20 protein-coding genes and 3 riboswitches are annotated in these 24,703 nt (G+C 45.9%); of the genes, 12 read left to right on the top strand and 8 right to left on the bottom strand.

All coding sequences use genetic code 11. From position 1 onward, the window contains the following. The first annotated feature begins 156 nt into the window (after nt 1–156). Nucleotides 157–332, top strand: a riboswitch (cobalamin riboswitch). A 397-nt stretch (nt 333–729) separates the two neighbouring features. From KAH19_RS02605 to meaB, 4 genes are all read left to right on the top strand, one after another. Beyond that, entirely contained in the window at nt 730–1,152 is a 423-nt protein-coding gene (locus KAH19_RS02605; RefSeq protein ID WP_009144834.1) for a conserved domain protein, read from the top strand. A gap of 238 nt (nt 1,153–1,390) precedes the next feature. Further along, complete coding sequence (locus KAH19_RS02600; RefSeq protein WP_210684982.1) at nt 1,391–3,616, top strand: acyl-CoA mutase large subunit family protein; 2,226 nt, start codon at nt 1,391–1,393, stop codon at nt 3,614–3,616. Next, nucleotides 3,616–5,811, top strand: coding sequence for a methylmalonyl-CoA mutase (gene scpA, locus KAH19_RS02595; RefSeq protein WP_009144832.1), 2,196 nt, complete (start codon nt 3,616–3,618; stop codon nt 5,809–5,811). Before KAH19_RS02600 ends, scpA begins: the two co-directional genes overlap by 1 nt. 10 nt (nt 5,812–5,821) lie before the next feature. Beyond that, nucleotides 5,822–6,997 carry a methylmalonyl Co-A mutase-associated GTPase MeaB gene (gene meaB, locus KAH19_RS02590; protein ID WP_210684981.1) on the top strand — a complete coding sequence of 392 codons (1,176 nt, stop codon included), beginning with the start codon at nt 5,822–5,824 and terminating at the stop codon, nt 6,995–6,997. Between the two features lie 802 nt (nt 6,998–7,799). Here meaB and KAH19_RS02585 read toward each other — a convergent pair. Further along, nucleotides 7,800–8,732 carry a LysR family transcriptional regulator gene (locus tag KAH19_RS02585; RefSeq protein ID WP_210684980.1) on the bottom strand — a complete coding sequence of 311 codons (933 nt, stop codon included), beginning with the start codon at nt 8,730–8,732 and terminating at the stop codon, nt 7,800–7,802. Between the two features lie 300 nt (nt 8,733–9,032). Between KAH19_RS02585 and KAH19_RS02580 the strand changes: the two genes are divergently transcribed. The 3 genes from KAH19_RS02580 (at nt 9,033) to KAH19_RS02570 (ending at nt 11,144) form a co-directional block, all read left to right on the top strand. Beyond that, nucleotides 9,033–9,212, top strand: a complete 180-nt coding sequence (locus KAH19_RS02580) for a hypothetical protein (RefSeq protein ID WP_040564748.1) — start codon at nt 9,033–9,035, stop codon at nt 9,210–9,212. 440 nt (nt 9,213–9,652) lie between these two features. Next, complete coding sequence (locus KAH19_RS02575) at nt 9,653–9,850, top strand: hypothetical protein (protein WP_021720459.1); 198 nt, start codon at nt 9,653–9,655, stop codon at nt 9,848–9,850. Between the two features lie 16 nt (nt 9,851–9,866). Next, the gene (locus KAH19_RS02570; protein WP_210684979.1) at nt 9,867–11,144 is read left to right on the top strand and encodes an SLC13 family permease; all 1,278 of its coding nucleotides are present in this window, start codon (nt 9,867–9,869) and stop codon (nt 11,142–11,144) included. A 404-nt stretch (nt 11,145–11,548) separates the two neighbouring features. Here KAH19_RS02570 and KAH19_RS02565 read toward each other — a convergent pair whose 3' ends face one another. From KAH19_RS02565 to KAH19_RS02550, 4 genes are all read right to left on the bottom strand, one after another. Then, nucleotides 11,549–11,878, bottom strand: a complete 330-nt coding sequence (locus KAH19_RS02565; protein WP_210684978.1) for a branched-chain amino acid transporter permease — start codon at nt 11,876–11,878, stop codon at nt 11,549–11,551. Beyond that, a complete protein-coding gene (locus tag KAH19_RS02560) occupies nt 11,875–12,570 on the bottom strand; it encodes an AzlC family ABC transporter permease (RefSeq protein WP_210684977.1) in 696 nt (231 codons plus the stop codon). Before KAH19_RS02560 ends, KAH19_RS02565 begins: the two co-directional genes overlap by 4 nt. 72 nt (nt 12,571–12,642) lie before the next feature. Continuing rightward, nucleotides 12,643–13,710: a LacI family DNA-binding transcriptional regulator gene (locus KAH19_RS02555; protein ID WP_210684976.1), complete on the bottom strand. Its 1,068-nt coding sequence runs from the start codon at nt 13,708–13,710 to the stop codon at nt 12,643–12,645. A 48-nt stretch (nt 13,711–13,758) separates the two neighbouring features. Further along, a complete protein-coding gene (locus KAH19_RS02550) occupies nt 13,759–14,487 on the bottom strand; it encodes a glycerophosphodiester phosphodiesterase (protein ID WP_210684975.1) in 729 nt (242 codons plus the stop codon). A gap of 249 nt (nt 14,488–14,736) precedes the next feature. On the opposite strand from KAH19_RS02550, the gene dctP reads away from it, so the two are divergent. The 4 genes from dctP (at nt 14,737) to glpK (ending at nt 19,424) form a co-directional block, all read left to right on the top strand. After that, nucleotides 14,737–15,777, top strand: coding sequence for a C4-dicarboxylate TRAP transporter substrate-binding protein (gene dctP, locus KAH19_RS02545; RefSeq protein WP_210684974.1), 1,041 nt, complete (start codon nt 14,737–14,739; stop codon nt 15,775–15,777). Nucleotides 15,778–15,904: 127 nt separating this feature from the next. Further along, entirely contained in the window at nt 15,905–16,387 is a 483-nt protein-coding gene (locus KAH19_RS02540) for a TRAP transporter small permease (protein ID WP_246869406.1), read from the top strand. Next, the gene (locus KAH19_RS02535; protein ID WP_210684972.1) at nt 16,387–17,664 is read left to right on the top strand and encodes a TRAP transporter large permease; all 1,278 of its coding nucleotides are present in this window, start codon (nt 16,387–16,389) and stop codon (nt 17,662–17,664) included. Before KAH19_RS02540 ends, KAH19_RS02535 begins: the two co-directional genes overlap by 1 nt. A gap of 257 nt (nt 17,665–17,921) precedes the next feature. Continuing rightward, nucleotides 17,922–19,424: a glycerol kinase GlpK gene (gene glpK, locus KAH19_RS02530; protein ID WP_210684971.1), complete on the top strand. Its 1,503-nt coding sequence runs from the start codon at nt 17,922–17,924 to the stop codon at nt 19,422–19,424. Nucleotides 19,425–19,624: 200 nt separating this feature from the next. On the opposite strand, the gene KAH19_RS02525 is transcribed toward glpK, so the two are convergent. The 3 genes from KAH19_RS02525 to KAH19_RS02515 form a co-directional block, all read right to left on the bottom strand. Next, nucleotides 19,625–20,413 (bottom strand): ABC transporter substrate-binding protein, encoded by a 789-nt coding sequence (locus KAH19_RS02525; RefSeq protein WP_210684970.1) that lies wholly within the window; start codon nt 20,411–20,413, stop codon nt 19,625–19,627. A gap of 157 nt (nt 20,414–20,570) precedes the next feature. Beyond that, the gene (locus KAH19_RS02520; protein ID WP_210684969.1) at nt 20,571–21,515 is read right to left on the bottom strand and encodes a cation diffusion facilitator family transporter; all 945 of its coding nucleotides are present in this window, start codon (nt 21,513–21,515) and stop codon (nt 20,571–20,573) included. Nucleotides 21,516–21,590: 75 nt separating this feature from the next. After that, a riboswitch (NiCo riboswitch) is annotated at nt 21,591–21,685 on the bottom strand. A 177-nt stretch (nt 21,686–21,862) separates the two neighbouring features. Further along, on the bottom strand, nt 21,863–22,837 hold the full coding sequence (locus KAH19_RS02515) for a M14 family metallopeptidase (protein WP_210684968.1): 975 nt from the start codon (nt 22,835–22,837) through the stop codon (nt 21,863–21,865). 255 nt (nt 22,838–23,092) lie between these two features. On the opposite strand from KAH19_RS02515, the gene KAH19_RS02510 reads away from it, so the two are divergent. After that, nucleotides 23,093–24,400, top strand: coding sequence for an MATE family efflux transporter (locus KAH19_RS02510; protein ID WP_210684967.1), 1,308 nt, complete (start codon nt 23,093–23,095; stop codon nt 24,398–24,400). A 124-nt stretch (nt 24,401–24,524) separates the two neighbouring features. Further along, nucleotides 24,525–24,656: riboswitch (adenosylcobalamin (AdoCbl) riboswitch) on the top strand. The last annotated feature ends 47 nt before the right edge of the window (nt 24,657–24,703 follow it).

Here is a 24,703-nt window from a genome sequence, read left to right as displayed (position 1 = left end):
TTGTATTATATGTGAATTAAACACAAAGAACAGTTAATCAGAAATGAATGCAACTACACATGAGACTGATACATACATGGAATAATAACACAAAAAATAAAAATCAGCAAAAAAGGTTGACAAGGTAAATAGTAACTGCTATAATTAAGACAACAAGTTGATATTGATATTACAGGTGCGAAAGCTCAATAGAGAAGCCGGTGAAAGTCCGGCACGGTCCCGCCGCTGTGACGTGGAGCGTGTTTTGTTTATACCACTGGAGGGGTCCTCTGGGAAGGTGAAACACGTGAAGAAGCGAAGCCAGAAGAACTGCCTGTAAGATGCATCGTCGTTTGACCTGCGAGAGACGGGGAGAGATGTCGTAGAGCTGTAGTATAGGTTTGTGCGCCTAGTAGCTTTTGATATTTCGCCGTTTTTCAAAAGTCCTGCCCATATTGGGTGAAGGATTCTTTTTGAGAAACGGTTTTCTGTTTCTTATGCCATTGAAGGTCACGTGATGGCTGTGACCTTTTGGAGAGTGGCCGGGCCATCGATGTTATCTGTCATACTTGTCCGCGATACTGGACATATCGTGTTTTTCAAATCCCATTCTCAAATTTTTCTTTTAGCTGAGAACATTTCCTTTCTCCTCTCAAGTACGACAGCGTAGGGGTGCGCTGTCGTACTGACAATCCAGCCATCACAAATGTGGTGGCTTTATTTTTTGCTGTTTAAAGGGAGGTTATTGATATGAAAGAATTATATTTGGCAGGCAAAATTGCTGAACTGCTTGCAGCCTTTGAAGGTATGAAAGGCGTTGAAGAAGTTGTTGCCGGACGTGCTAAAGCCAGCGGTGAGCTGGAAGTAAAGTGCGTACGTGTACAATATAACCCCAAAAAGACAGATATCTGCGAGCTTTTGAAAAAATACTTTAATGAAGGGGTAAATCCCTATATCATCGCAGAAGATCCATTGGAACAGGCTGCTGTTATTTACAAGGCTGCCGAAGATGTTCCGCAGATTGAATACTATGCCCGTTTTATGCAGAACCGTGGCGCAGAACCCGGTGCTGCTTTAGGCAACATGATTCTTAATGATACTATGCCTGAAGAAAACGAGCTGCGCAGAGTCCAGATTAATTACGGACGTCTGCAGGAGTTCCTGGCAGATTAAACTGCCTGTTATTTTGTTATATACGGCCTGGACAACCGTGACCGTGTATATAAATGCTGTTTGCTTCTTAAAATCTATCCAAGCAAGGATGCGGCACATGTCCCCTGATGACCGGGTGAGAGCGGTCGGATAGCAGCTGCATCGGCAGACGAGATTGGCTGGAGGTGATATGCGTTTCAGCTTGGTGCTGTGAGCTTTTTCACAGTAATGATTAAATTATTAAAGGAGGATTATTTGAATGGCTGATGAACAACAAAAAACTGCAGCAGTCGTTGATGGCGAAAGACCGTTGACAGACAAAGAACTGGAAGCCATGTTGCGTAAGTCAGAGAAAGTAACCGAATTCCCGGAGGTAACTTTTGATGAATTTACCGAACCCACCTGGGATGAATGGGTGGAGGCATGTAATGCACTGTTGAAGGGCAAACCCTTTGACAAGATCATGTATACCAAAAACTACGAGGGCATTACCTTTGACCCGATTTATACTCGTAAAGGCACTGATGCAATTCTGCCGACCAACGATTATCCCGGTATGGGCGATTTCCTGCGTGGCGCAACTGTTAACGGTTATGTACACGAGCCCTGGGGCATTGCACAAGCTTGCGATGAAACCCTGCCGGCTGAAAACAACGAGCTGCTGAAGGAAGAAATTTCCAAGGGCTCCACTGTTTACAATATCAAACTGGATACTGCAACCAAAAACGGCGTAGACGTTAAAGATGCAGAAAAACCCGGCGATATTGGCGTGAACGTTACTACTGTTGAAGATATGAGCGTTCTGCTGGATGGTCTGAAACTTGACAAATATCCTATTATGATGTACACCGGTGCCGGCGCTAAAAACCTGCTGGCTCTGACTGTTGCTGCTCTGAAGGGCGCTGGTCATGATGTTAAAACCCTGCGCGGTGTTATCGGCGGCGACCCGATCGGCGAGCTGGTAAAAACCGGTAAAACCGAAACCTCTCTGGATGCTTTGTATGATGAAATGGCTGAAACCATTAAATTTGCTAAAGCTAATACTCCGGAGTTGCGCACTGTTTTCATCAACAGTGATGCTTACACCGATGGCGGTGCAGAAGCAGTACAAGAAGTTGCTTACACCTTCGCTACTGCTGTTGAATATGTACGTCAAATGCAAAAACGCGGCGTTGAGCTGCACGACATTGCTAACTCCCTGTACTTCTGCTTCAACCAAGGTGCTAACTTCTTCATGGAAATCGCAAAACTGCGTTCCCTGCGTATGATTTGGGCAGCTATTATGGAAGCATTCGGTGCTGAAGAAGCAGACCGTGCTATTAAAGTTCATGGCCGTTGCGCTCGCTTCACCAAAACCGTTGTTGACCCGTATGTAAACATGCTGCGTAACTGCACCCAAACCTTCTCCAGCGTTGTAGGCGGCGTTTGCACTTATGACAACCCGCCGTTTGACGAGCTGATCCGTAAAGGCGACGTATTCTCCCGTCGTATCGCTCGTAACCTGCACGTAATGCTGCAAGAAGAATTTGGTATGCTGAGCCCGATTGATGCTGCCGGCGGTTCCTGGGGCGTTGAAACCCTGACCAAGCAGATCACCGAAAAAATCTGGGCTGAGTTCCAAAAGGTTGAGGAAATGGGCGGCATCATTAAAGCTCTGGAAGCCGGCTATCCGCAAGCACAAGTTGCTGACGTTCTGGCTAAACGCTTCAAAGCTCTGGAAATGCGCAGCGACCGTGCTGTTGGCGTAAACATGTACCCGAACATGACCGAAGAACCGCTGGAGCGCCGCGAAGAGGACACTCCGAAACTGAAGAAAGAACGCGAAGCTGCTGTTGCTGCTTACGTTGCCGATATCGACACCAACTACCTGGCAGGCAAACTGGCTGCAGTTGAAACTGTTGAAGGCGCAATCGAAGCATTCAGCAACGGTGCTACTATCGGCCAGGTTGCTGCTGCATCCTGCAAGGCTGAAGCTCCGGAAACCGTTGAAGCAATCGCTGCTCATCACTGGACCGAGCGCTATGAAGCACTGCGTTTCGAAACTGAAGAATATGTTAAGAAAACCGGCAAAAATGTTGAAGTATTCCTGTGCAACATGGGACCGATTCCTCAACATAAAGCTCGTGCCGACTTCTCCACCTCTTTCCTGCAGGTTGGTGAATTCAACGTTCATCTGAACGATGGTTTCCAAGACGGCGAAGATGGCGATCAATACGAAAAATGCCTCAAAGCTTTCAAAGAAGGCGACTACGATGTTGCAGTTATCTGCTCCACCGATGCTACCTATCCGGAAATCGTTCCGAAACTGGCTCCGATGATTAAAGCAGCTATGAAACCGTCCGCTACTCTGTTCTTGGCCGGCGCTGCTCCGAAAGACATGGAACAAGTTTACAAAGATGCTGGCGTTGACGATTTCATCAGCGTAAAAGCTAACTGCTTCCAAACTCTGAAGATGCTGCAAAAGAAGAAAGGGATGATTGAATAATGAGCATTAATCCGGATTTCACTAAAGTAGCCCTTCCTGATCATCCTTCTTGTTCTTATGACGAATGGAAGAAAAATCTGGAAGAAAAAATGGGCGAAAATTATGATGCCCTTTATGATACTACCTTGGAACGTATTCCTAAAGCTCCGCTGTACACCAAGGATATCTATGATAAATGTAACCATTTGGACTTCATGAGCGGTATTCCTCCGTTCCTGCGTGGTCCTTACTCCACAATGTATGTATTCCGTCCGTGGACTGTACGTCAATATGCAGGTTTCTCCACTGCGGAAGAATCCAACGCATTCTATCGTCGTAACCTGGCTGCAGGCCAAAAAGGTCTGTCCATCGCGTTCGACTTACCGACTCACCGCGGCTATGACGCTGATAACCCGCGTGTAGTTGGTGACGTTGGTAAAGCAGGCGTATCTGTTTGCTCCATGCTCGATATGAACATCCTGTTCTCCGGTATTCCTCTGGATCAGATGTCCGTATCCATGACCATGAACGGCGCAGTTCTGCCTGTACTGGCATTCTTCATTGTATCCGGTGAAGAACAAGGCGTTGATAAATCCATCATGGCCGGTACCATTCAGAACGATATTCTGAAAGAGTTCATGGTACGTAACACCTACATTTATCCGCCTGCTATGTCCATGCGTATCATCGGTGATATTTTCGAATACACCACCAAATACATGCCTAAATTTAACAGTATCTCCATTTCCGGTTACCATATTCAAGAGTGCGGCGCAACCTGCGACCTTGAATTAGGCTACACTCTGGCCGATGGTATGGAATATATCCGTACTGGTGAAGCTGCAGGCCTGCCTGTAGACGCATTTGCAAAACGTCTGTCCTTCTTCTGGGATATGGGCAAAAACTACTTCATGGAAGTTGCAAAAATGCGTGCTGCTCGTGTTCTGTGGGCTAAGATTCTTAAGAGCTTCGGCGCTAAGAACCCGAAATCCATGGCACTGCGTACTCACAGCCAGACTTCCGGCTGGTCTCTGACCGAACAGGATCCGTTCAACAACATCTCCCGTACTTGTATGGAAGCTATGTCTGCTGCTCTGGGCCATACTCAATCCCTGCATACCAACGCACTGGACGAAGCTATCGCACTGCCGACCGACTTCTCTGCTCGTCTTGCTCGTAACACCCAGCTGTACATCCAGGATGAAACCAAAGTCTGCAAGATTATCGATCCGTGGGGCGGTTCCTACTATGTTGAATACCTCACTAACGAAATCATTCGCCGTGCTTGGGCTCATATCCAGGAAGTTGAAGCACTCGGTGGTATGGCAAAAGCTATTGCAACCGGCCTGCCGAAGATGCGTATCGAAGAGTGCGCAGCTCGTCGTCAAGCTAACATCGATAGCGGTAAAGAAACCATCGTTGGCCTGAACAAATATCGTCTGGCTAAGGAAGATCCGCTGAACGTACTGTCCATCGATAACACCGCTGTACGTAACGCTCAGATTAAACGTCTGGAAAAACTGAGAGCAGAACGCGACAACGACGCAGTTGCACGCGATCTGGAAGCTATCACCCGCGCAGCAGAAACCCGTGACAACGGCAACCTGCTGGAAATGGCTGTACAAGCTGCTCGCGACCGTGCTTCCCTCGGTGAAATTTCTGACGCAGTTGAAAAAGTATCCGGTCGTTTCAATGCTGTAATCCACACTGTATCCGGTGTATACTCCAGTGAATTCAGCGGCAACGATGACATGGAAAAAGCTACTAAACTGGCTGATGAGTTTGAAAAACTTGAAGGCCGTCGTCCTCGTATCTTCCTGGCTAAAATGGGCCAAGACGGTCATGACCGCGGACAAAAAGTTCTGGCAACCTCCTTCGCAGATATGGGCTGGACCGTCGACGTTGGTCCTCTGTTCCAGACTCCGGAAGAATCTGCACAAGACGCTGTAGATAACGACGTTGATATGGTTGGCTTCTCCTCCCTGGCTGCAGGTCATAAGACCCTGCTGCCGGCAATCGTAGAAGAACTGAAGAAACGTGGCCGTGAAGATATCATGGTATGTATCGGCGGCGTAATTCCTGCACAGGATTACGACTACCTGTATGAACATGGTGCAGCAGGCATCTTTGGACCTGGTACCAACATTCCTAAGTGCTGCATCCAATTACTGCAAATGTTGGTTGACCGTGCAAAAGCTGAACACGCTGAAGACTGAGGTGATATAAATGCCTGAAACTGGTGAAAAAGATATTAGGCCGAGTTGGGTACCCCTGAAAAAAGATCCTAACTTTGCCTGCTCTGTAATGGGCGGGATTGACAGTGCCGTAAACGCTGTCAGCGAGGAGAAGTATAACCCTGTGGATAAAATTAGGAAATTCCCCTTGAGGAAAAAGCCTAGTCCGGAAGAGTTAATAAAAGGAGTCAGTGAAGGCGATCGTAAAACCTTATCTCAAGCTATTACTCTTATAGAAAGCAATGCACCGAGGGATTTTGATAAAGCACAGCGTGTTCTGCAGGCTCTCCTGCCGCGTACAGGCAAAGCTTTGCGCATTGGCATTTCCGGTGTACCGGGTGCCGGCAAAAGTACCTTTATCGAGTCCTTTGGCCAGATGCTGTGTCATCAGGGCTATAAGGTCGCAGTTCTTGCTGTCGATCCTACCAGCTCTATTACCGGTGGCTCTATTTTGGGTGATAAAACGCGTATGCAGATGCTTTCGCGTGAACCTAATTGCTTTATCCGTCCGTCCCCTGCAAAGGGTACCTTGGGCGGCGTTGCCCGTAAAAGCCGTGAAACCATGCTGCTTTGCGAGGCTGCAGGCTGTGACGTTATTTTAGTTGAAACCGTAGGTGTAGGCCAGTCCGAAATCACCGTCCGTTCGATGGTTGACTTCTTTATGTTGGTTGTACTGACCGGTGCCGGTGATGATCTGCAAGGCATCAAGAAAGGCATCATGGAGGTTGCCGACGCTATCGTTGTCAACAAAGCCGATGGTGACAATCTGCCTAAAGCTATCGTTACCCAGGGTGAGTATGAGCGTATGATTGAATTCATCCGTCCTGCTACCGAAGGTTGGAAAACTCACGCTTACAGATGCTCTGCTTTGACCAAGGAAGGCCTGCTTGAGCTTTGGGCAGTAATGCGCAAGTTCGAAAAGGTTACCAAAGAATGCGGTTCCTTCGACAAACGTCGTAAATCGCAGACTATCTCTTGGGTTAACAGCATGATTGATGAGCATTTACATAACCTGTTCTTTGAAGATCCGATGATTAAAGGACGCTTACCGGCAGTAATGGAAGCAGCTGTTAATGGCGTGGTATCCCCAAGTCAGGCTGTTACCGAGCTGATTAACGCCTTTGATATTGATCGTGCTTCAATGAGGCATCGCAATCAAAACAAATAAAGTCCGGCAAGAAAGCACCCAGTGGTGATTTTTGACCGGCAAACATAAAAGGCTGTCATTGATGAAGCTTCATCGGTGACAGCCTTTTCAATTTATAACAGTTTATAAATCATCTAAGAAATCACTGTAAAAATTTAAAAAGATAACATAAAATAAAATAGAGCGTGAAAAATTTTAACTTTGAAAGAGTAAGAGATGCTAATTCTTTTGTCGTCAACAAATGAGCGCATATTTAGTGAGATACATTCTTACAATATTTTTTTCGGGAACTTTTTCGCTAAAGTCTTGACATTCTTAATCGGACTTAGTATAATTAAAAGCAACAAATCAATATTTCGTATGAAGCGCTAATTGGTGAAAATCCACACGGTCCCGCCGCTGTAACAGGCTTGCCTGGAGTCAGCAAAGTACTTCGTACAAGCATATGCTTGACCTGCGAGCGACAGGAGAAGATGTTAACAGACAAGATACTGTTTATGTGAGAGTGGCAGCTATCTTAATTGTGCGCATTAACCGTCTTTGCTTGCAAAGACGGTTTTTTTCAACTATCAAATGTGGGTCGAAATATTGATTTCCCAAACATTAGAACAAACTAAGCAAATCGGACAATTTGCTGTTCTGTTACGTAAAGATTTTTCAAATTCTCCTTCTCCTCCAATTTTATCGTGTGTAGCTTGTTACAGGGGTGTGGCAATGCAACAATAAAAAAACCGCCAGGTAAGGCGGCTTTTTTATTGCCTTCGCAAGGAAAGCATAAGCATAGTATTATAAAACAAAAAACCGCCGTGAGGCGGTTTTTGTTTTATAACGAAGAGTTTTTCAGGACTTCATCCAGGTTGCATACCTGCTGTGAATTACGTGTCTTGGAATAGAATTTGAGGAAATGCTGGGCAACGACGGAAAGCGGTCTGTCCTTAACCTTTACTACGGTCTTGTAAACGTCTGCCTTGATGTCTGATATAGGACGGGTGATAAATTCTTCACCAAGGTCCTCTCCGGGCTCTACAGGCACTATAGAAACAGCTGCCTTGACGCGTGTCCATTCCAAAGTAGTGCTGCGGGTGGTGCTGGTGCAGGTGATACGTGGCACGATGGATGCCTGCGCACAGGCCTTGAGGAAGATTTCGGAGCAGCCGGAGCTGATGCTCAGAGGTACATCCTCTAATTCCTTAAGGGTGACAACCTTTTTGCTGTCATCCAGAAAAACAGAGTTTTTATGGAAAACGGCTGTAAGCTCTTCATCACGACGGAAGAGAACCTCAAAGTTATCCTGATGCTCTACCGGTACGCTCAAAATTCCCAGCTCGGTAATACCGTTAAGCATTTGCTGTGTCTGTTCGTTGATGCTTGCTTCGAACAGCTCACATTTGATATTAGGATAAAGAGCACAGAAATCCTTGAGGGAGGATTTGATGAATAAAGCACTGCGGGAGTTGGCAATGCTGAAGCGCAGCGTACCTACAACACCGCCCATGATGTTTTCGATTTCGCTTTTGGCAAGATCCTCCAAAGCACACATGTACTTTGCTTTTTGATAGAGGACGCGTCCTGCCTCGGTCAGGAGAATCTGACGGCTGCCGCGGGTGGTAATTATCAGCTTGGTGCCGAAATAGTTTTCCAGGGCACGCAGCTGCTTGCTGAGGGCCGGCTGAGCGATATGTACGTAATCAGCCGCACCGGTAAAGCTGCCGGCTTCGATAATTGCCAAAAAGTTTCTGTAATTGTCTAATTCCATGTTTTGCAGACCTCCAACTAAAACTAAACTTATGTAAAATAAAAACAGTAATGAATTCTAAATATAGGAATAATATAATTAGTTTATCATATTGCTAGTACATTTTCAAGAAATTCAACGATTAAGGCTATTATAGAACATATGAATGCTAAAAAGAAATAATAAAATGTCATATCTATAATTCCTATTAGCTATTTTTCTTATTAAGCAATATCTGTTATACTAAATGCGTATAAAGCAGAGGCCTTATACAGAGCAAATTGACAAATTGACTTATTCAAAGCAAAGGAGAGAACAATCATGGCTGAAACAAAAATGGCAGTCGAAAAAGAAATCGGTTTATTCGCACATCTGTGCCGTCAACGCAACGGTGCAGCAAAAGTATTCCCGCATTGTGGTGAAAAAGGCTTTGCCTTCAGCAAAAGAGTACAGGGCTTCAAACTGAGCGAAGCATCCCTGAAAGCATTAAAAAGAGGTTAAGAAGAAAGATGAGCTTTGTACTGAACTATCTCAAAGAGTTGGACAGAGAATACTATAGCAAGTGGTTTAAGAATATTTTACTTTAAGCTTGAAACAGCAGCATTATATATGCCAGTCCGCAAATGATGACGTTATAGCCTACCTCCTTGTACGTCATTGGCAGACTGGCTTTTTGTTTGCCCGAAATATTCCTGACAGGTATATGAATAATGCTACACAGGTATTTTTATTCCGGCGATAATTGTCGTATAATATAAAACTGCCTGCTATAAAAAACAAGTAGAAATTAGTTCCGAAATATATTTAATTACTTTCTGAAATATACTTAATTCATATAACTTCTATTCCAACTAGGTATTTTTATTATTTTGGAATATGTTGTATAATCTCTAACAGTGAAAGGCACTCTCCAAAAGGAACAAGAAAGGAGCTGATAAGTTTTGGACATTGCACTTATCATGAATGATGAAAAAGAAGATTCTAAGATTCGGGAGTACCTGAAACAGGTAGACAAGAAATTTTACTATCGAGCTATCGAGAACAGGAAAAAGGAAGGTAAAGTCTTCCCGCATCGAGGCGAAGATGGTAAGCTCTTTGTAAACACTTTTCAATATGTAAACCTATTTAAGAAGAAATAAGTGGAGGGAAATTTTTATGACACCAGCAATTAAATGCTTGATTTTGTTAGCAGTAGTTGCACTGTTATTCGTTACCGAAATGATTCCGCTGGCAATGACCGCGGTTCTGGCTGCTATAGCCTGCAGTGCATTGGGCCTGGTTCCTGAGAACCAAATCTTCCTTGGCCTGGCAGATTCTACTGTAGTTCTTTTTGGCGGTATGTTCGTCGTTGGCGCTGCTATGTTTTACACCGGCCTTGCTCAAAAGGTTGGCGGCGCTGTAGTAAAGCTGTTTGGTACCAATGAAAACAGCCTGATGTTTGGTCTTATGGTTATTGCAGCAGTTATGTCTGCGTTCCTGTCTAACACCGGTACCACTGCTTGCCTGATTCCTGTAGTTATGGGTATCTGCGCACAAGCAAAGCTTTCCGCTTCCCGTCAGCTGATGCCGTTGGCTTTCGCTGCCGGCCTGGGCGGTACCTGCACCCTGATTGGTACCCCGCCGAACATTCTGGCAAACGTTGCTCTGAAAGCAGCAGGCATGCCGGAGCTGCAATTTGGTTTCTTTGAATATGCCTATATCGGCATTCCTATTACTGTTGCCGGCATCGTTTACATGATGTTCCTTGGCAAATACATTCTGCCGGAAGCTAAAACCGAAGAGATTGCAGATGTAGAGCAGGAGATTGATGCTACCAACACTACTCCTAAAAAACAGATGATCTGCGGTATCATCATGGTTGGCGTTATCGGTTCTATGGCAACCAGCGTCGTTCCTCTGGAACTGGCTGCTGTTGTCGGAGCGGTACTGTGCGTACTGACAGGCTGCATCACTGAAAAACAAGCCTATAACTCCATCGATTGGATTACCATCTTCCTGTTCGCAGGTATGATTCCTGTTGCAACAGCTATGAACACCAGTGGTGCAGGCAAGCTGATTGCTGAATTCACCGTAAGCCTGATGGGCGGCAATCCGTCTCCGTACCTGGTAACTGCTGTACTCTTCGGCCTGGCAGTTATCCTGACTCAGTTCATGAGCAACACCGCTTCTAAAGCTCTGCTGTGCCCGGTTGGCATCGCACTGTCCGCACAAATGGGTGCATCTCCGAAAGCTGTACTGATGGCAATCCTGATTGCTTCCAGCTGCGCATTCGCTTCTCCGGTAGGTACTCCTCCGAACACCCTGGTACTTGGCCCCGGCAAGTACAAATTCATGGATTATGTAAAATGCGGCGGCGGTCTGGTAGCAGTCAGCATGATTGTTGCAATCATCGTTATTCCTATCGTATGGCCGTTCTTCCCGACTGCAGCATAATTAACTAAAGACTCAGGTCTTACCACCTTTCTTAAAATGTCTGCAACACTCCCGCTTGGGAGTGGTCAGCAGACGCAAATTGGATAGAGAACAATTTATTATAGACGGGGCGGAAGCTGCCCTGACGCACAAAGCTTCAAAGATGCTTACACTTACAAATTCCTTCTTTCTGTATATATTTGCTTAGGGGACATTGGCAGTATATATAGGATATAAATGAAAAAAACTACCCTTCGTCATGTTGGACAGAGCATGGCGGAGGGTAGTTTTAATTTAGCGCTGCCTATAAAAAACATACCCCTATATACAATAGTAGAAAGTTGATTTACTATTATATATAGAGGGAATATTATCTTTCGTATAACAGCTTTGCTGATATCTTTGTGCTTGCTTTCGAATTCTCTTTACACAAACACATATTGCACCAGCAGCATATAGCCTATAGTGCCTGCTGCTATCGTCAGCAGCAGATTACGCAGGGTTGCCTGCAGGATAACTGTCAGTGCTACGGCTATGGCTTCAGGCAGGCCGTGGCTGCCGGTCATAATTTGCGTATCCTTAAGGGAGTAGACAACAAGCATGCCCATAACGGCCGCAGGCAGCATTTTGCCTAAAAACGCTACTAATGGCGGCGTTTTTTTATTGGCCGGAAACAGGATGAAGGTCAGAAAGCGTGTTAACATCGTGCCTGCTACAACGGCGGCAATGGTTATGATTTGTTCGGTGAAAGTCATAATTTAATGCCTCCTTTGTAATAAGCGGTGATGAATACAAGCAGCATAAGTAACATAGCAGGTGGTATAAAGCTTTGCGGACCGATGAGCACCAGGCAAACTAGCGGAATGACAATGCCTAAAACAGCAGGAGTGTGGTTTTCTGTCGCTTGCCATTGGCTGACGAAAATTGCCGTGAAGAGAGCGACGAGGGCAAAATCCAGGCCTTTGGTGTTGATTTGCAGACTGTTGCCCAAAAGACCGCCGATGGTTGCACCTACCACCCAATAAATTTGGTTCAGCAGATTTACGCAGACCATAAAGCAGCCTTTGTCGATGCCTTCGGGGATAACGGTATTGCAGTTGATGGCGAAGGATTCATCGCACATACCGAAGATCAGATAAAATTTCTTCAGGCCGGTATTCTTATACTTTTCGAGCATGCTAAGGCCGTAGAACAGATGACGAGAATTAATCATCAGTGCCATAAAAAAGCAGTACAGCGGATTGAAGGGGCTCAGCAGCATTGTGACCAGAACGAATTCCATGCTGCCGGCAAAGACCAGCGCACTGGTAAAAAACGGATACCAGGGCGAAAAGCCCTTGCTGCAGATATAAAAGCCGTAGGAAATGCCTAAAAAAAGAAACGCTGCGCAAATTGGCAGCGTTAGTGGAAAAGCAGCTTTGAATGCTTTACTATATTTGTTGTTCATAATTAAACCTGCACAATTCTTTAATTCATAGAAACTATGTAGGCTTCATTGTACAGTATCCTGCGGTAATTGTCAACGCATGGGAGCAGTGCCGCTGCTGGAGCGGGCTACAAGACGGCATTTGTATTCTACATGGGTAATAGGCTCAAATTTACCGTGGTGCTCGTAGCTGGCTATTTCCTCCTGGAGCAGCTTGAAGGCGCTTTTGCCGCACTCTGTCAGCGAGTTGTCGATAGTTGTGAGGCTGACGCCGCGCAGATGCGAGGGGAAGATGTTATCAAAACCGCAAAGGCTGATATCCTCGGGAATCTTCAGGCCTCTGTCGATAATTGCATTATATGCACCGTAGGCAACCATATCGTTGATAGCGACCATGGCTGTGGTTTCCGGCGCCGCTTCAAGACAGCGCTTGGCAAGCTCATAGCCTGTACTGTATTCTACTTCAACATGCGAAAGCTCATAGTCAGAAGTAATCTCTTGGGTAAACAGGGCAAGCTTGGCACCTGCTTCCTTGCAGGCATCCTCCAGACCTTGATAGCGGCGCACACGCGAGGTGTGCTGGTCGTTGAGAGTTGTAGAAAGATAGGCAACCTGCTTATGTCCCAAATCCGTAAGATGCTTGCCGATGAGCTGGCCTGCGGTAAAGTTGTTCATGTCTACAGTAGCAAGCTCCAAATCACTGCGTCTGTCACCGATGGCAACAACGGGCAGATATTTGCTCAGCTGATATGCCAGCTGCGGCTGTTGGGGAATCATGGCAAAGATGACACCTGCAACGTTGAATTTGCGGGCCTGTTCCATGATAAATTTTTCCGTATCAGTATCCCAATAGGTGGTGCGGACGGAGGTGACAAAGCCCTGCTTACGGGCAAGGCTTTCAATACCCTGGATAATAGTAGTATAGAAAGGATTGAATAATGAAGGACAGATAATAATGATTAGTGTATCTGAGGGCCTGACGAGGGCGTAGGCTTTTTCCTTGCTGCTTTTATAGCCGAGCTCAGTGGCGATAGCGTAGACCTGCTCAACAGTTTCTGCGTTGAAGCGGTCAATACAGCGCCTGTTGAGAATCATCGATACGCTGGCAGGCGAAAGACCTGCCTTGGCAGCAATATCCTTCAGGGTAACCTTCTTAGGCATAAACACAATCCTTTCTAATTTAATTATGTATCAGGTGGCTGATATAAATTATCTGCCTAAAACCTTTGCGGCAATGTCAGGATAATTGGTAATCAGAACGTCAACACCGGCATCAACCAGCTCCTGCATCATTTCAGCATCGTTAGGAGTCCATGCCTGCAGAGCGATGTTGTGTGCGTGCAGCTCAGCAGCAACGCCTTCCTTAGCACAGAAATAGGTGCGGGCATTTACGCTTGCAGCGCCTTGGGAAGCAGCATATTCACCGATGTTCATCAGCCAGGTGTCGGTTAAAAGACCGCATTTTGCTTCCGGCATCAGTTTTTTGATTCTGGCAACAGTGTAATGGTTGAAGGAAGAATACCAGATCTGGTCTTCCAGACCGAATTCCTTGACCATAGCAATGAGCTTTTCTTCAATGCCTTCATATTCGAAATAGCTGGTTTTGAGCTCGATATTGGTAATCAGCTTGGTAGTTTTCAGCCAGGTGAAATATTCGCGTAATGTAGGAATGGTTTGGCGGGGGAAGAAGCCTTTGACATTAACGCCTACAGAAAGCATTTTCAGCTCTTCCAGGGTATGGTCTTTCAGCCAGCCGCTGCCGTTAGTGGTGCGGTCGAGCATTTCGTCATGCATGATAACGATTTCACCGTCTTTGGTGAGCTGGATATCCAGTTCAATGCCGTCAGCAACAGTTTCTTCTGCTACCTTTTGGAAAGCAAGCATAGTATTTTCAGGATAATAGCCGCTGAAGCCGCGGTGCGCAAAAATTTGAACCATTTCTATTCCTCCTTGAAATTTTCAATGATGTTCAACACTATCTTAGCATAAGATAAGCGAAAAAACAAGTGGGACGTAATAAGGCCAATAGGGATAAAAAACGGCCAAAAGCCAGACTACAAGTACATTTGCTAAATATGCGTAAAATTATTGACAATTCTGTGTCACTCTGTTAATATGGTATCAGATTCAAAACGGGAATCTCTAATACATTAAATTTCAACAAAATTCAACAAGGGATTTAGGAGGATGAACATGAAAAAGATCGTAGCTCTTCTGTTAATGTCTGTAATGATGTTGGCTCTGACCGGTTGCGGCGGTTCTGACAAAAAGGATGAAAAGGCAGCAGGTTCTGACAAAAAGGTTGTTTTGAAGCTGAGCCATGTATTTTCTCCCGATGAGCAGCTGTACAAATCCATGGAATTGGTTGCTGAACGTATTAACAAGAAAACCAATGGCCGTGTAGAAATTCAATGCTTTGGTCAAAACCAGCTGGCTTGCTACAAGGATGGCCTGGAGCAGGTTGCTAACGGTGCTAACTTTATTTCTGTAGAAGACCCGTCTTATCTGGGTGACTACGTACCTGATTTCAAACCTTTGGTTGGCCCGATGCTGTATCAATCCTATGACGAATATGAGAAGATGATTGAAACTCCGTTGGTTAAGGACATGGAAAAGAAAGCTGAAGAAAAAGGTATTAAGGTTCTGGCTCTGGACTACATCTTCGGCTTCCGTAATGTTATGACCAACAAAGTTATCACCAAACCTGAAGATATGAAAGGTCTGAAACTGCGTACTCCCGGCAGCAAGCTGTTCATTGACACCATCAATGCTATGGGCGCTACCGCTACCAGCCTGCCGTTCTCCGAAACTCTGTCCGGCGTTTCCCAAGGCGTTGTAGACGGTCTGGAAGGCTCCGAATTCACCAACATCGGTACCAAATGCTATGAGCACGTTAAAAACGTAGCTACCACCAAGCATTTCCTGGGTACCTGCGGCGTATACATTTCCACCAAAGTATTCAACAGCCTGTCTCCGGAAGATCAGAAGATTGTTGCTGAAGAATTTGCTTACGGCGGTAAAGAAATGACCAAGATTTCCACCGAATCCTATAATAAGGTTTATAAGGAACTGGAAAGCAAGGGCGTAAAATTCAACGATGTTGACCATGCTGCTTTCGAAAAAGCTACCGAGCCTGTATTCAAACAGATGGAAGAAAAAGAAGGCGCAACTCCTGGTATCTATGAAAAGCTGAAAGCTGAGCTGGCAAAAATCCGCGCTGCAAAATAAGCTGTAGATTTTTTCAACATTACTAAACAGTTATAATGAAACACTAAGGAGCTACCACGCTGCATGCATGCGGCGTGACAGCTCCTTCCTTTGCATAAGTATTACTATAAAAAATGGAGGTAAAATTTTGGGTAAAAACCTGAGCTTCGTGCTAAATAATCTGGAAGATTTAGTTGCTGCATTTTTCATCAGCATTACTACTATCCTTGTTGTCATCAATATTGTTCTGCGTTATGTTTTTAATTCCGGCCTTGTTTGGTCTGAAGAAGTTGCTACCGGCTGCTTTGTCTGGTCGGTATTCATCGGTGCTGTTGCTGTGTTCAAGCATCGCGGTCACGTTGGCGTTGATATCATCGTTAAAAGAATGCCCCAAGGTATGCAGAAGGCTATCGGCCTGATTACCGACGTTATTCTTGTAGCGCTCAATGGCTACATGTCTTATCTTTCTGTTATCTATATTTCCAAATCCTATACGAAAATGACCCCGGTACTGGGTATTTCTTCCGTTTATATCAGTGCTTCCGTACTGATTGCGTTTGTACTCATGACCATGTATTCTATTAAATTTGTCTGGCAGGATGTTACCGGTTACGGAAAGGAGGAAAAATAATGGCTTATTTGCCCGTCATCATTGTTTTTGTGCTTTATTTTTCCAGTATTCCAATCGCTTATGCCCTGTTCGGTGCAACGATTTCCTACTTTACCTTTTTGGATGCGACTTCTCCTGCGCATCTGGTATTCCAACGTATTATTACCAGCACGCAGTCCTTCCCGCTGCTGGCAATTCCCTTCTTTATTATGGCAGGCTCTATCATGAACTATGCCGGTATCAGCGATAAGCTGATGAAATTTACTGACGTGCTCATGGGTCATATGACCGGCGGTCTGGCTCAGGTTAACGTACTGCTCAGCCTGCTGATGGGCGGTGTTTCCGGCAGTGCTAACGCTGACGCTGCTATGCAGAGTAAAATGCTTGTTCCGGAAATGGAAAAGCGCGGTTACGGCAGAGCCTTCAGTGCTGCGGTAACAGCTGCGTCCTCTGCAAGTACGCCTGTAATTCCTCCCGGAATTAATCTGATTATTTATGCGCTGATTGCCAGCGTATCCGTAACCAAAATGTTTATGGCAGGTTATGTGCCCGGCATTCTTATGGCAGTATCCATGATGATTGTTGTTGCTATTGTTTCCAAGAAGCGTGGCTACAAGCCTTCACGTGAAAAGGCTGCTACCTTCGGCGAAATTATGACTCAGCTTAAGGAATCTATCTGGGCGCTGTTGTTCCCCTTCGGTATTATCGCCGGCCTGCGCATGGGTATGTTCACTCCGTCCGAGGCAGGCGCTGTAGCAGTAGTATACTGCATCCTGGTAGGTGCCTTCATCTACAAGGAGCTGAAGTGGGAATACGCATGGCCGATTATGAAAGAAACTATTTACGGTACCAGCTCCGTTGTACTGATTATCGTAGCAGCTTCTTTCTTTGGCTATTACCTGAACTGGGAGCGCATTCCGCAGCATATCACCTCCGCAATGCTTGACTTTACCCGCAATCCGTACATGATGCTTATGCTGGTAAATATCCTGCTGCTGATTTTGGGCATGTTCCTGGAGGGTGGCGCTGCACTGATTATTCTGGCTCCGCTGCTTGTTCCTGTTGTAACTAAGCTGGGTGTTGACCCTGTACACTTCGGTATTATCTGTATTGTTAACATTATGATCGGCGGTCTGACGCCACCGTTCGGTTCGATGATGTTTACGGTTTGTGCGATAACGGAAACGCCGCTCGGCGAATTCTTCAAGGAAGTTTGGCCGTTTATCGTAGCACTGCTTGTTGCACTTCTAATCGTTACATATGTTCCGGGTTTGGTAATGTTCCTGCCTAACTTGTAAGACGTGCGATAAGGCACCATATACTTCATCAGGGTTCCTAGACGTACTAAAAGTACGCCGTCGTCACCCTTCTTCGTCTCCGTCACCTTCTCCCACGTCTTTGGCGAAGGGTTCGGGCGTGCGATAAGGCAGCGTATACATTATCAGGATTCCCAATCACATATAATTAAATATGCTTTTTTAGGAGCTGCTACGAAAGTGGCGGCTCCTTATGTTTTGTGTTATACTTAAAAATATCAAGGAAAGGTCGTGAAAGCATGAAAAATAAATATATCATGGCACTGGATTTGGGAACTACCAGCTGCCGCTGTATTTTATTTGACAAGCATGGAGAAATCTGCAGCGTAGCACAAAAGGAGTTTACGCAGTATTATCCGCAGGCAGGCTGGGTAGAGCACGATGCCGAGGAAATCTGGGCTACTCAGGTAGGCCTGATGTACGAGGCAATGAGCAAGCTGGATGTTACTCCGGCTGATATTGCCGGTATCGGTATTACGAATCAGCGCGAAACTACCATAGTTTGGGACAAGAACACCGGTCGTCCTATCTGCAAGGCTATTGTCTGGCAGTGCCGTCGTACCGCTGAATACTGTGATCTGCTGAAAATCCGTGGCTATGCCAATATGTTCCGCGAAAAGACAGGTCTGGTTCTGGATGCTTATTTCTCCGGCACCAAGCTGCACTGGATTTTGGAAAACGTACCTCATGCACGCGAGCGTGCGGAAGCAGGCCAGCTGCTGTTCGGTACTATCGACAGCTGGATTATTTGGAAGCTGACCGGCGGTAAGGTTCATGTTACGGATTATTCCAATGCTTCCCGTACATTGATGTTTAATATTCATACTCTGCAGTGGGATGACGAAATCCTGACTGTTTTGGGCATTCCGCGCCAAATGCTGCCGGAGGTTAAGCCGTCCAGCTGTGTATACGGTTCTACCGATGCGAAGCTTTTTGAAGCTTCTATTCCTATCGCCGGCGCTGCAGGCGATCAGCAATGTGCGCTGTTCGGACAGACCTGCTTTGCACCCGGTGAAGCAAAAAATACCTACGGTACGGGCGGTTTTATGCTGATGAATACCGGCGAAAAGCCTGTAGACAGCAAAAACGGTCTTGTTACAACTATTGCCTGGGGTGTAGACGGTAAGGTAGAATATGCACTCGAAGGCTCTATTTTCGTTGCCGGCGCTGCTATCCAATGGCTGCGTGATGAGCTGGGACTGATTCGCAATGCTGCCGAATCCGAGGCTATGGCGAAATCTGTACCCGATTCCAACGGCTGCTACATGGTTCCTGCTTTTGTAGGCTTGGGCGCGCCGCATTGGAACCAATATGCGCGTGGTGCGATTGTAGGCCTGACGCGCGGTGTTAACCGTAATCATATTGTGCGTGCAACGCTCGAAGCCATTGCCTATCAGGTGTACGATGTGCTGAAGGCTATGGAGGAGGACAGCGGTATTAAGCTGAGCTCGCTGCAGGTTGACGGCGGTGCCTGTGCCAACAGTTTCCTTATGCAGACGCAGGCGGATATTATCAACGTTAAGGTAGAACGCCCGAGCTGCATTGAAACAACTGCTATGGGCGCTGCTTATCTTGCAGGTCTGGCAGTAGGCTATTGGGATAACAAGGAAATGATTAAGGGCAATCACGTTATCGAGCAGACCTTTATGCCCGATATGGATGAAGAAAAGCGCAATCATCTGCTGCGCGGCTGGCACAGGGCAGTGCGTGCGTCCTGCATTAAGCTGCATCCGGAGGATTAAGCTAAATATAAAAATACAGCAAAAAAGCCTTGCAGTTTGGACTTACTGCAAGGCTTTTCTGCTTTTGATGAGTTGAGTGTTTGTTCGCCGGCGTTAGGGGATGCCGGCTGATAAGGAGTATTATAGGAGTATTATAAAAAGAGTATTGTAAGGGGTGTGATATATATAAGCTGTTAGCTTTTAGCTGAGTTAGGGGTGTTTTAGGATTGTTTTTCGATATCGCCGAAGTAGAAGGTGATGAGTCGTTTGTATTCGCCGCTCTTTTTATAGTCGCTCAAAGCAACGTTGAATTTTTTAATCAGCTCTTCATTTCCTTTTTCAGCGTAGACAACAAGGTCATCCTGGCGTTCGGAATGGCCTACAACCTGCAGGCAGTTGTCGTCATCGGTGTGAGTCATATAGAAAGCAGTAGTGAGGTTACCGCAGATAGCGTAGTCAGCTTCGCCGGTTTCTACTGCATGTAAAGCACTGGCGTTTTCCGGATATTCAACAATGATGCTGCCGGGGAAGGATTTTGCTACACGTACAGCAGAAGCACCTTTTTTGATGGCAACCTTACGGCCGTTCATGCTGTCGATATCTGCTTTGAGGTTGCTGCCTTTTTTGGCAACGATAGAGAAAGCAGCCTTGGCATAGGAATCACTTGCAGCATAGTCAATGGAACGTGCCTTGGTTTTGCTGAAGTTGTTCATTGCGATATCATATTTTTTTTGATTCAGGCCGGGCAGAAGCTCGTCGAACGGGGTGTTAACAAATTCAACCTTGTCATAGCCCATTTTTTTAGCCACATCGTTGATTAAATCGATATCAAAGCCGGTAAATTTATTTTGCTCTTTGAGATAAAGCTCAAAGGGCGGAGAAGCAGGTGATGTTGCTACACGCAGTACCTTGTCGGCGGCAGGTGCTTGCGCTGCCTGTTTGTCGCTGCCGCAGCCGGCGGATAAAAGCAGGCACAGCATGCTGACAAGAATAAATAATATCTTTTTCATTAGCAGATACCTCCAGATAATTTATTAAATTAACTACTCATATGAGCAGTTGCTCATTGGTTGCCTAAATTATATACCCCCTTTCTAGGGATTGTCAAGAGGGTATATCAAAAAATATTATTAAAAATTATTGTGTATATAATTAAGAAGCGTTTGTTTAATTATGCAGATTGTGCGGACGCAAATCCGGCGGCAGCATAGTGCAGGCTTCGTGGCTGTCCTCGCTCAAAGGATTGACATGAACCATGCAATGTTTTACCAGCGGGAAGTTGGCTTCAACGGCAGTATGGACCATTTCAGCGATGTGATGTGCCTGCAGCAGGGTAAGGTTATCCTTGACGCTGATTTCAATATCAACATAAATACGGCTGCCGAAAAGACGGCTGTGCAGACTGTCAAGGTGCTCTACACCTGGAACGCGGGAAACAAGCTCTTCCATAGCAGTTGCTGTTTCCTCATCACAGCTGCGGTCAACCATCTTATCCATAGAATCCTTGAAAACCTCATAGGCAGCATATAAAATCATCACGCAGATTACTAAGCTGGCGATGGGGTCTAAAATAGGATAGCCCATGCGTGCGCCCAAAATACCGATGAAAGCGCCGACGGAGCTCATAGCGTCACTGCGGTGATGCCATGCTTCCGCCATCAGTGCGCCGGAATTGATTTTTTGTGCAGCGTTGCGAGTGTACCAGAACATTGCTTCTTTGGCAACAATGGAAATAATTGCTGCCCACAGAGCAAGCTGTCCGGGGACCTCCAGCTCAGCCGGGTCGCCTACGATTTTTTCGTAACCGCTGTAGCCTATGAGCAGGGCGATAATCGTCAGGATTATTGCCAAAAGAATAGCTGCAATGCATTCAATACGCTCGTGGCCGTAGGGATGCTCTTCATCCGAAGCCTTGTTGGAAAATTTTACGCCGGCCATAACAATGAGGGTACCGAAAACATCGGACGCGGAGTGGATACCATCAGAAACCATAGCGGCGGATTGGGCGACAAAGCCGGCAACCAGTTTACCTAATGATAAAAGCAGATTACCGATAATACTGTTGATGGAAACAATCATAGCGATTCTTTCAGCATCGTTTTCAAATTTCATAATAAAACCTCCTAAAGTGGTCTTTGCATTTGTGCAGGCCTTTTACATACAAAAAACGCCTGCGAGATAGTAGTTAACTGTCCCGCAGACGTTGCGTCAAAGTCTGCTGCCCAGAGGGCCCGGCTGCAAAAACCCGGAAGAAGGTTTACCGCCTGATCAGTTTGTACTGTAGCTAAATTGCAGTGCAAAGAGATTATCTGAATTATAAGCGGTTAGCAAAGGCTTTGTCAAGCGGTTTTTGCAAAATATTTTACAGTTTTCAGAGAAAAATTTCCTGCATAGAGATTAAGTGCTAACTTAAGTAGGAGGGTACCTATGGCTAATCGATAAAGGCCATAGAGCAATTTTTATTCTTCGTCATCAAATTCCTTGATGGTGCCGTAGGCTACAAGAATAGTGCCCTTGGGAGATGCCAGCGCCGGGCAGACGTAAAGGATTACACCTGTCTGCTCTGCGTAATAGGTTGTCAGCGTGTTGCCGAAAACGTCGGTGATGCGTCCCAAAACCTGGCCTTCTTCAACAAAATCGCCGCTGTGGATGTGGTGCAGCCAGCAGCCTGTTTCCAGTGCTTCCAGATAAATCAGGTTTTCTACATCACGCGGAGAGTGATGGCGTGGCTTTACAGGCAGGGAGAACATTTTCAGCTTGCGCAGGATATTGCGGATATCGTCCTTGTAGGCTTCAATGTCTTCGTGCAGGCAGAGGCCGGCACCGCCGCGTTCAATAAGAATAGAAGGAAGTCCGGTGCTGGCGGCGTAGTTATAGGCACCGCCTGTTGCCAGCGAGCGTACCATATATTCCATATCGAGTACGCGTGCCACGGAACGGGATTTCTTTTCTACTTCGGCAGTAGGCTGGCCGGGATAGTAAACGTAGGGATGCAGGCTTTCGTGGATATCACCGCTGTGCATGTCTACATAAAAATCAGCAATCGGGAAAAAGTTGTTACTGATTAAATATGCAGTTTTATCGGCAAGCGTTCCCGTGGGATCGCCCGGGAAAACACGGTTAAGGTTTTTGCCGTCTTCTGGCACAATCATTTCGCGACGTGCCCAAAAGCCTTGGATATTGACAGGGTGCATCATAATCAGGCAACCGGTAACGTGCTCGGGCTCAATATCGCGGCCCAGCTCCATTGCTGCTGCGATACCGGGATATTCGCCGCCGTGGATGCCTGCGGTAATAAGCAGTGTAGGGCCATCGTTTTCGCCGTTGATAATAGTCAGGGGAATTTTTACATTGGTGTCCGGGACAGGCAGATACGTGCGCAGTTTAGTGCCGCGTTCGATAGTCAGTCCACATACCTTTAGTGTTTCAGACATGTGCTCACTCCTTTGATATATTTCTCATACTTTTTATAATATTTTTTCTATTAGCGTTAGCTAACTGAAGCCTAAAAAATTAAGCAATAGCGTATAAATTTTTCTTTTGCGAAGAATGGCAAAATTTCCGCAGAAATATTTTTGGCAATTGCTACTTTTTTACTTGCAATAAATTATAACATATGATAAGCTATTCACACAAGATGTTTTCTAAAAATAAAATTTAGTGCGAATAAACAAGGGGGGACAGATAGAGTGAACCTTCTGACTGATAGGGAATACTTGGGACTGACAATACCGTTTATGCTGTCGACAATGACGCAGCCTTTAATGGGTGCGGTGAATACGGCAGTTATGGGACAGCTTCCGGATCCTAAATATATTGCAGCAGTTTCTCTTGGAGCTATCTTGTTCAACAATTTATATTGGTTATTTGGTTTTTTACGTGTGAGTACTACCGGTTATGCGGCACAGGCCTTTGGCGCTGCCGATAAAAGACTTGGTATGCTCGCATTTTTTAAGCCTTTGGTTCTGGCAATGCTGATAAGTGCCTGCTGCATTTTGTTTCAAAAGCCGATTTTAGAACTGTATCTGGCCATGATTGGTGCTGCACCGGAGGTCAACGAGCTGTGCCGTGATTATTATTACATCCTTATCTGGGGGGCACCGCTGGTTTTTGGTAATTATGTGGCCCTTGGTTGGCTCATGGGGCAGACGCGGGTGCGGGCGAGTGTGTTTATGCAGGTTTCCATGAACGTGCTGAACATGGCGCTGAGTATCTGGTTTGTTTTTTGGCTGCATATGGATATTACGGGCGTGGCTTTTGCTACTTTGCTAAGTCAGCTTTACGGCGGTATTTTGAGCATAGTACTGATGTACTATTACGGTGATTTTGATTACAAGGAGCTGCCTTGGAGCGAGCTGCTGGATTGGCGTGAGTTTATCGGCATGCTGCAGGTGAATGTCAACCTGATGATTCGTACTGCCTGCCTGTTGACCGTAAACAACATTATTGCGGCAGTCGGAGCTTCCTTCGGTACTGTGGTGCTGGCAGCCAACGCTGTGCTGCTGCAGCTTAAGGATATTATGAGCTACCTGATTGACGGTATGGCGAACGGCGCGGCGATTTTCAGCGGCCGTGCGGTAGGTGCAAAGAACGGCAAGCTGTTTGCAGCTACCATAAAAATGACCTTCAAATGGCTGGTAGTGCTGGCTGCTATCCTGATGCTCGGCTATCACTTGAGCAATGAGTTCTTTATCCGCCTGTTTACCAATATCGAAGAGGTTGTAGCGATGGCTATGACCTACAATGTGTTTGTTTTATTCTATCCTGTTTGCGCCGGTATCGGCATGGTGCTTTACGGAGTTTTCTGCGGAGCTACCAAAACCGCACCGGTACGCAACATGATGCTGATGGCACTCTTGGTATTCTACCTTTTGCAGTGGCAGCTGGTGCCGCTTTGGGGCAACAGCGGACTGTGGCTGGCCTTGCTGGGCTTCATGTTGTCGCAGTCAATAATACTTTTATTCTATTTGTCTTCTTTGAGAAGAGAGTTTGCATAAGCAACACCTTTGTAACAAATTTGTTGCAAATAATGAGAATTAGTGTTATTATAAATTTATAAGTGTTAGCTTATTTCTTTTTGCCGATATAAAGACCTTTTACAAATCTATACTCTTCTGAGGTGCCTGCCTATGCAGGTAATAATCGGAATACGGTGCAAATCCGTAGCGGTCAAGCCACTGTGATGCCGCAAGGCTAAGTCAGGTTGATTTCCTCAGTTGATATATTCCTGCTAGCGACGGAAATATATATATAATTACAATTGTGCACATTGTAAGTATGTATCCTTTCTGCGCTCATTT

Source organism: Phascolarctobacterium sp. Marseille-Q4147 (genome assembly GCF_017968825.1).
Classification (GTDB): Bacteria; Bacillota; Negativicutes; order Acidaminococcales; family Acidaminococcaceae; genus Phascolarctobacterium_A.
The sequence above is the reverse complement of the archived record's forward strand: the minus strand, read 5'-3'. Positions and strand labels throughout refer to the sequence as shown.

Coding starts and splice junctions, on each gene's coding strand:
- KAH19_RS02605 (WP_009144834.1), top strand. CDS start 730: ATGAAAGAATTATATTTGGCAGGCAAAATTGCTGAACTGCTTGCAGCC.
- KAH19_RS02600 (WP_210684982.1), top strand. CDS start 1,391: ATGGCTGATGAACAACAAAAAACTGCAGCAGTCGTTGATGGCGAAAGA.
- scpA (WP_009144832.1), top strand. CDS start 3,616: ATGAGCATTAATCCGGATTTCACTAAAGTAGCCCTTCCTGATCATCCT.
- meaB (WP_210684981.1), top strand. CDS start 5,822: ATGCCTGAAACTGGTGAAAAAGATATTAGGCCGAGTTGGGTACCCCTG.
- KAH19_RS02585 (WP_210684980.1), bottom strand. CDS start 8,732: ATGGAATTAGACAATTACAGAAACTTTTTGGCAATTATCGAAGCCGGC.
- KAH19_RS02580 (WP_040564748.1), top strand. CDS start 9,033: ATGGCTGAAACAAAAATGGCAGTCGAAAAAGAAATCGGTTTATTCGCA.
- KAH19_RS02570 (WP_210684979.1), top strand. CDS start 9,867: ATGACACCAGCAATTAAATGCTTGATTTTGTTAGCAGTAGTTGCACTG.
- KAH19_RS02565 (WP_210684978.1), bottom strand. CDS start 11,878: ATGACTTTCACCGAACAAATCATAACCATTGCCGCCGTTGTAGCAGGC.
- KAH19_RS02560 (WP_210684977.1), bottom strand. CDS start 12,570: ATGAACAACAAATATAGTAAAGCATTCAAAGCTGCTTTTCCACTAACG.
- KAH19_RS02555 (WP_210684976.1), bottom strand. CDS start 13,710: ATGCCTAAGAAGGTTACCCTGAAGGATATTGCTGCCAAGGCAGGTCTT.
- KAH19_RS02550 (WP_210684975.1), bottom strand. CDS start 14,487: ATGGTTCAAATTTTTGCGCACCGCGGCTTCAGCGGCTATTATCCTGAA.
- dctP (WP_210684974.1), top strand. CDS start 14,737: ATGAACATGAAAAAGATCGTAGCTCTTCTGTTAATGTCTGTAATGATG.
- KAH19_RS02535 (WP_210684972.1), top strand. CDS start 16,387: ATGGCTTATTTGCCCGTCATCATTGTTTTTGTGCTTTATTTTTCCAGT.
- glpK (WP_210684971.1), top strand. CDS start 17,922: ATGAAAAATAAATATATCATGGCACTGGATTTGGGAACTACCAGCTGC.
- KAH19_RS02525 (WP_210684970.1), bottom strand. CDS start 20,413: ATGAAAAAGATATTATTTATTCTTGTCAGCATGCTGTGCCTGCTTTTA.
- KAH19_RS02520 (WP_210684969.1), bottom strand. CDS start 21,515: ATGAAATTTGAAAACGATGCTGAAAGAATCGCTATGATTGTTTCCATC.
- KAH19_RS02515 (WP_210684968.1), bottom strand. CDS start 22,837: ATGTCTGAAACACTAAAGGTATGTGGACTGACTATCGAACGCGGCACT.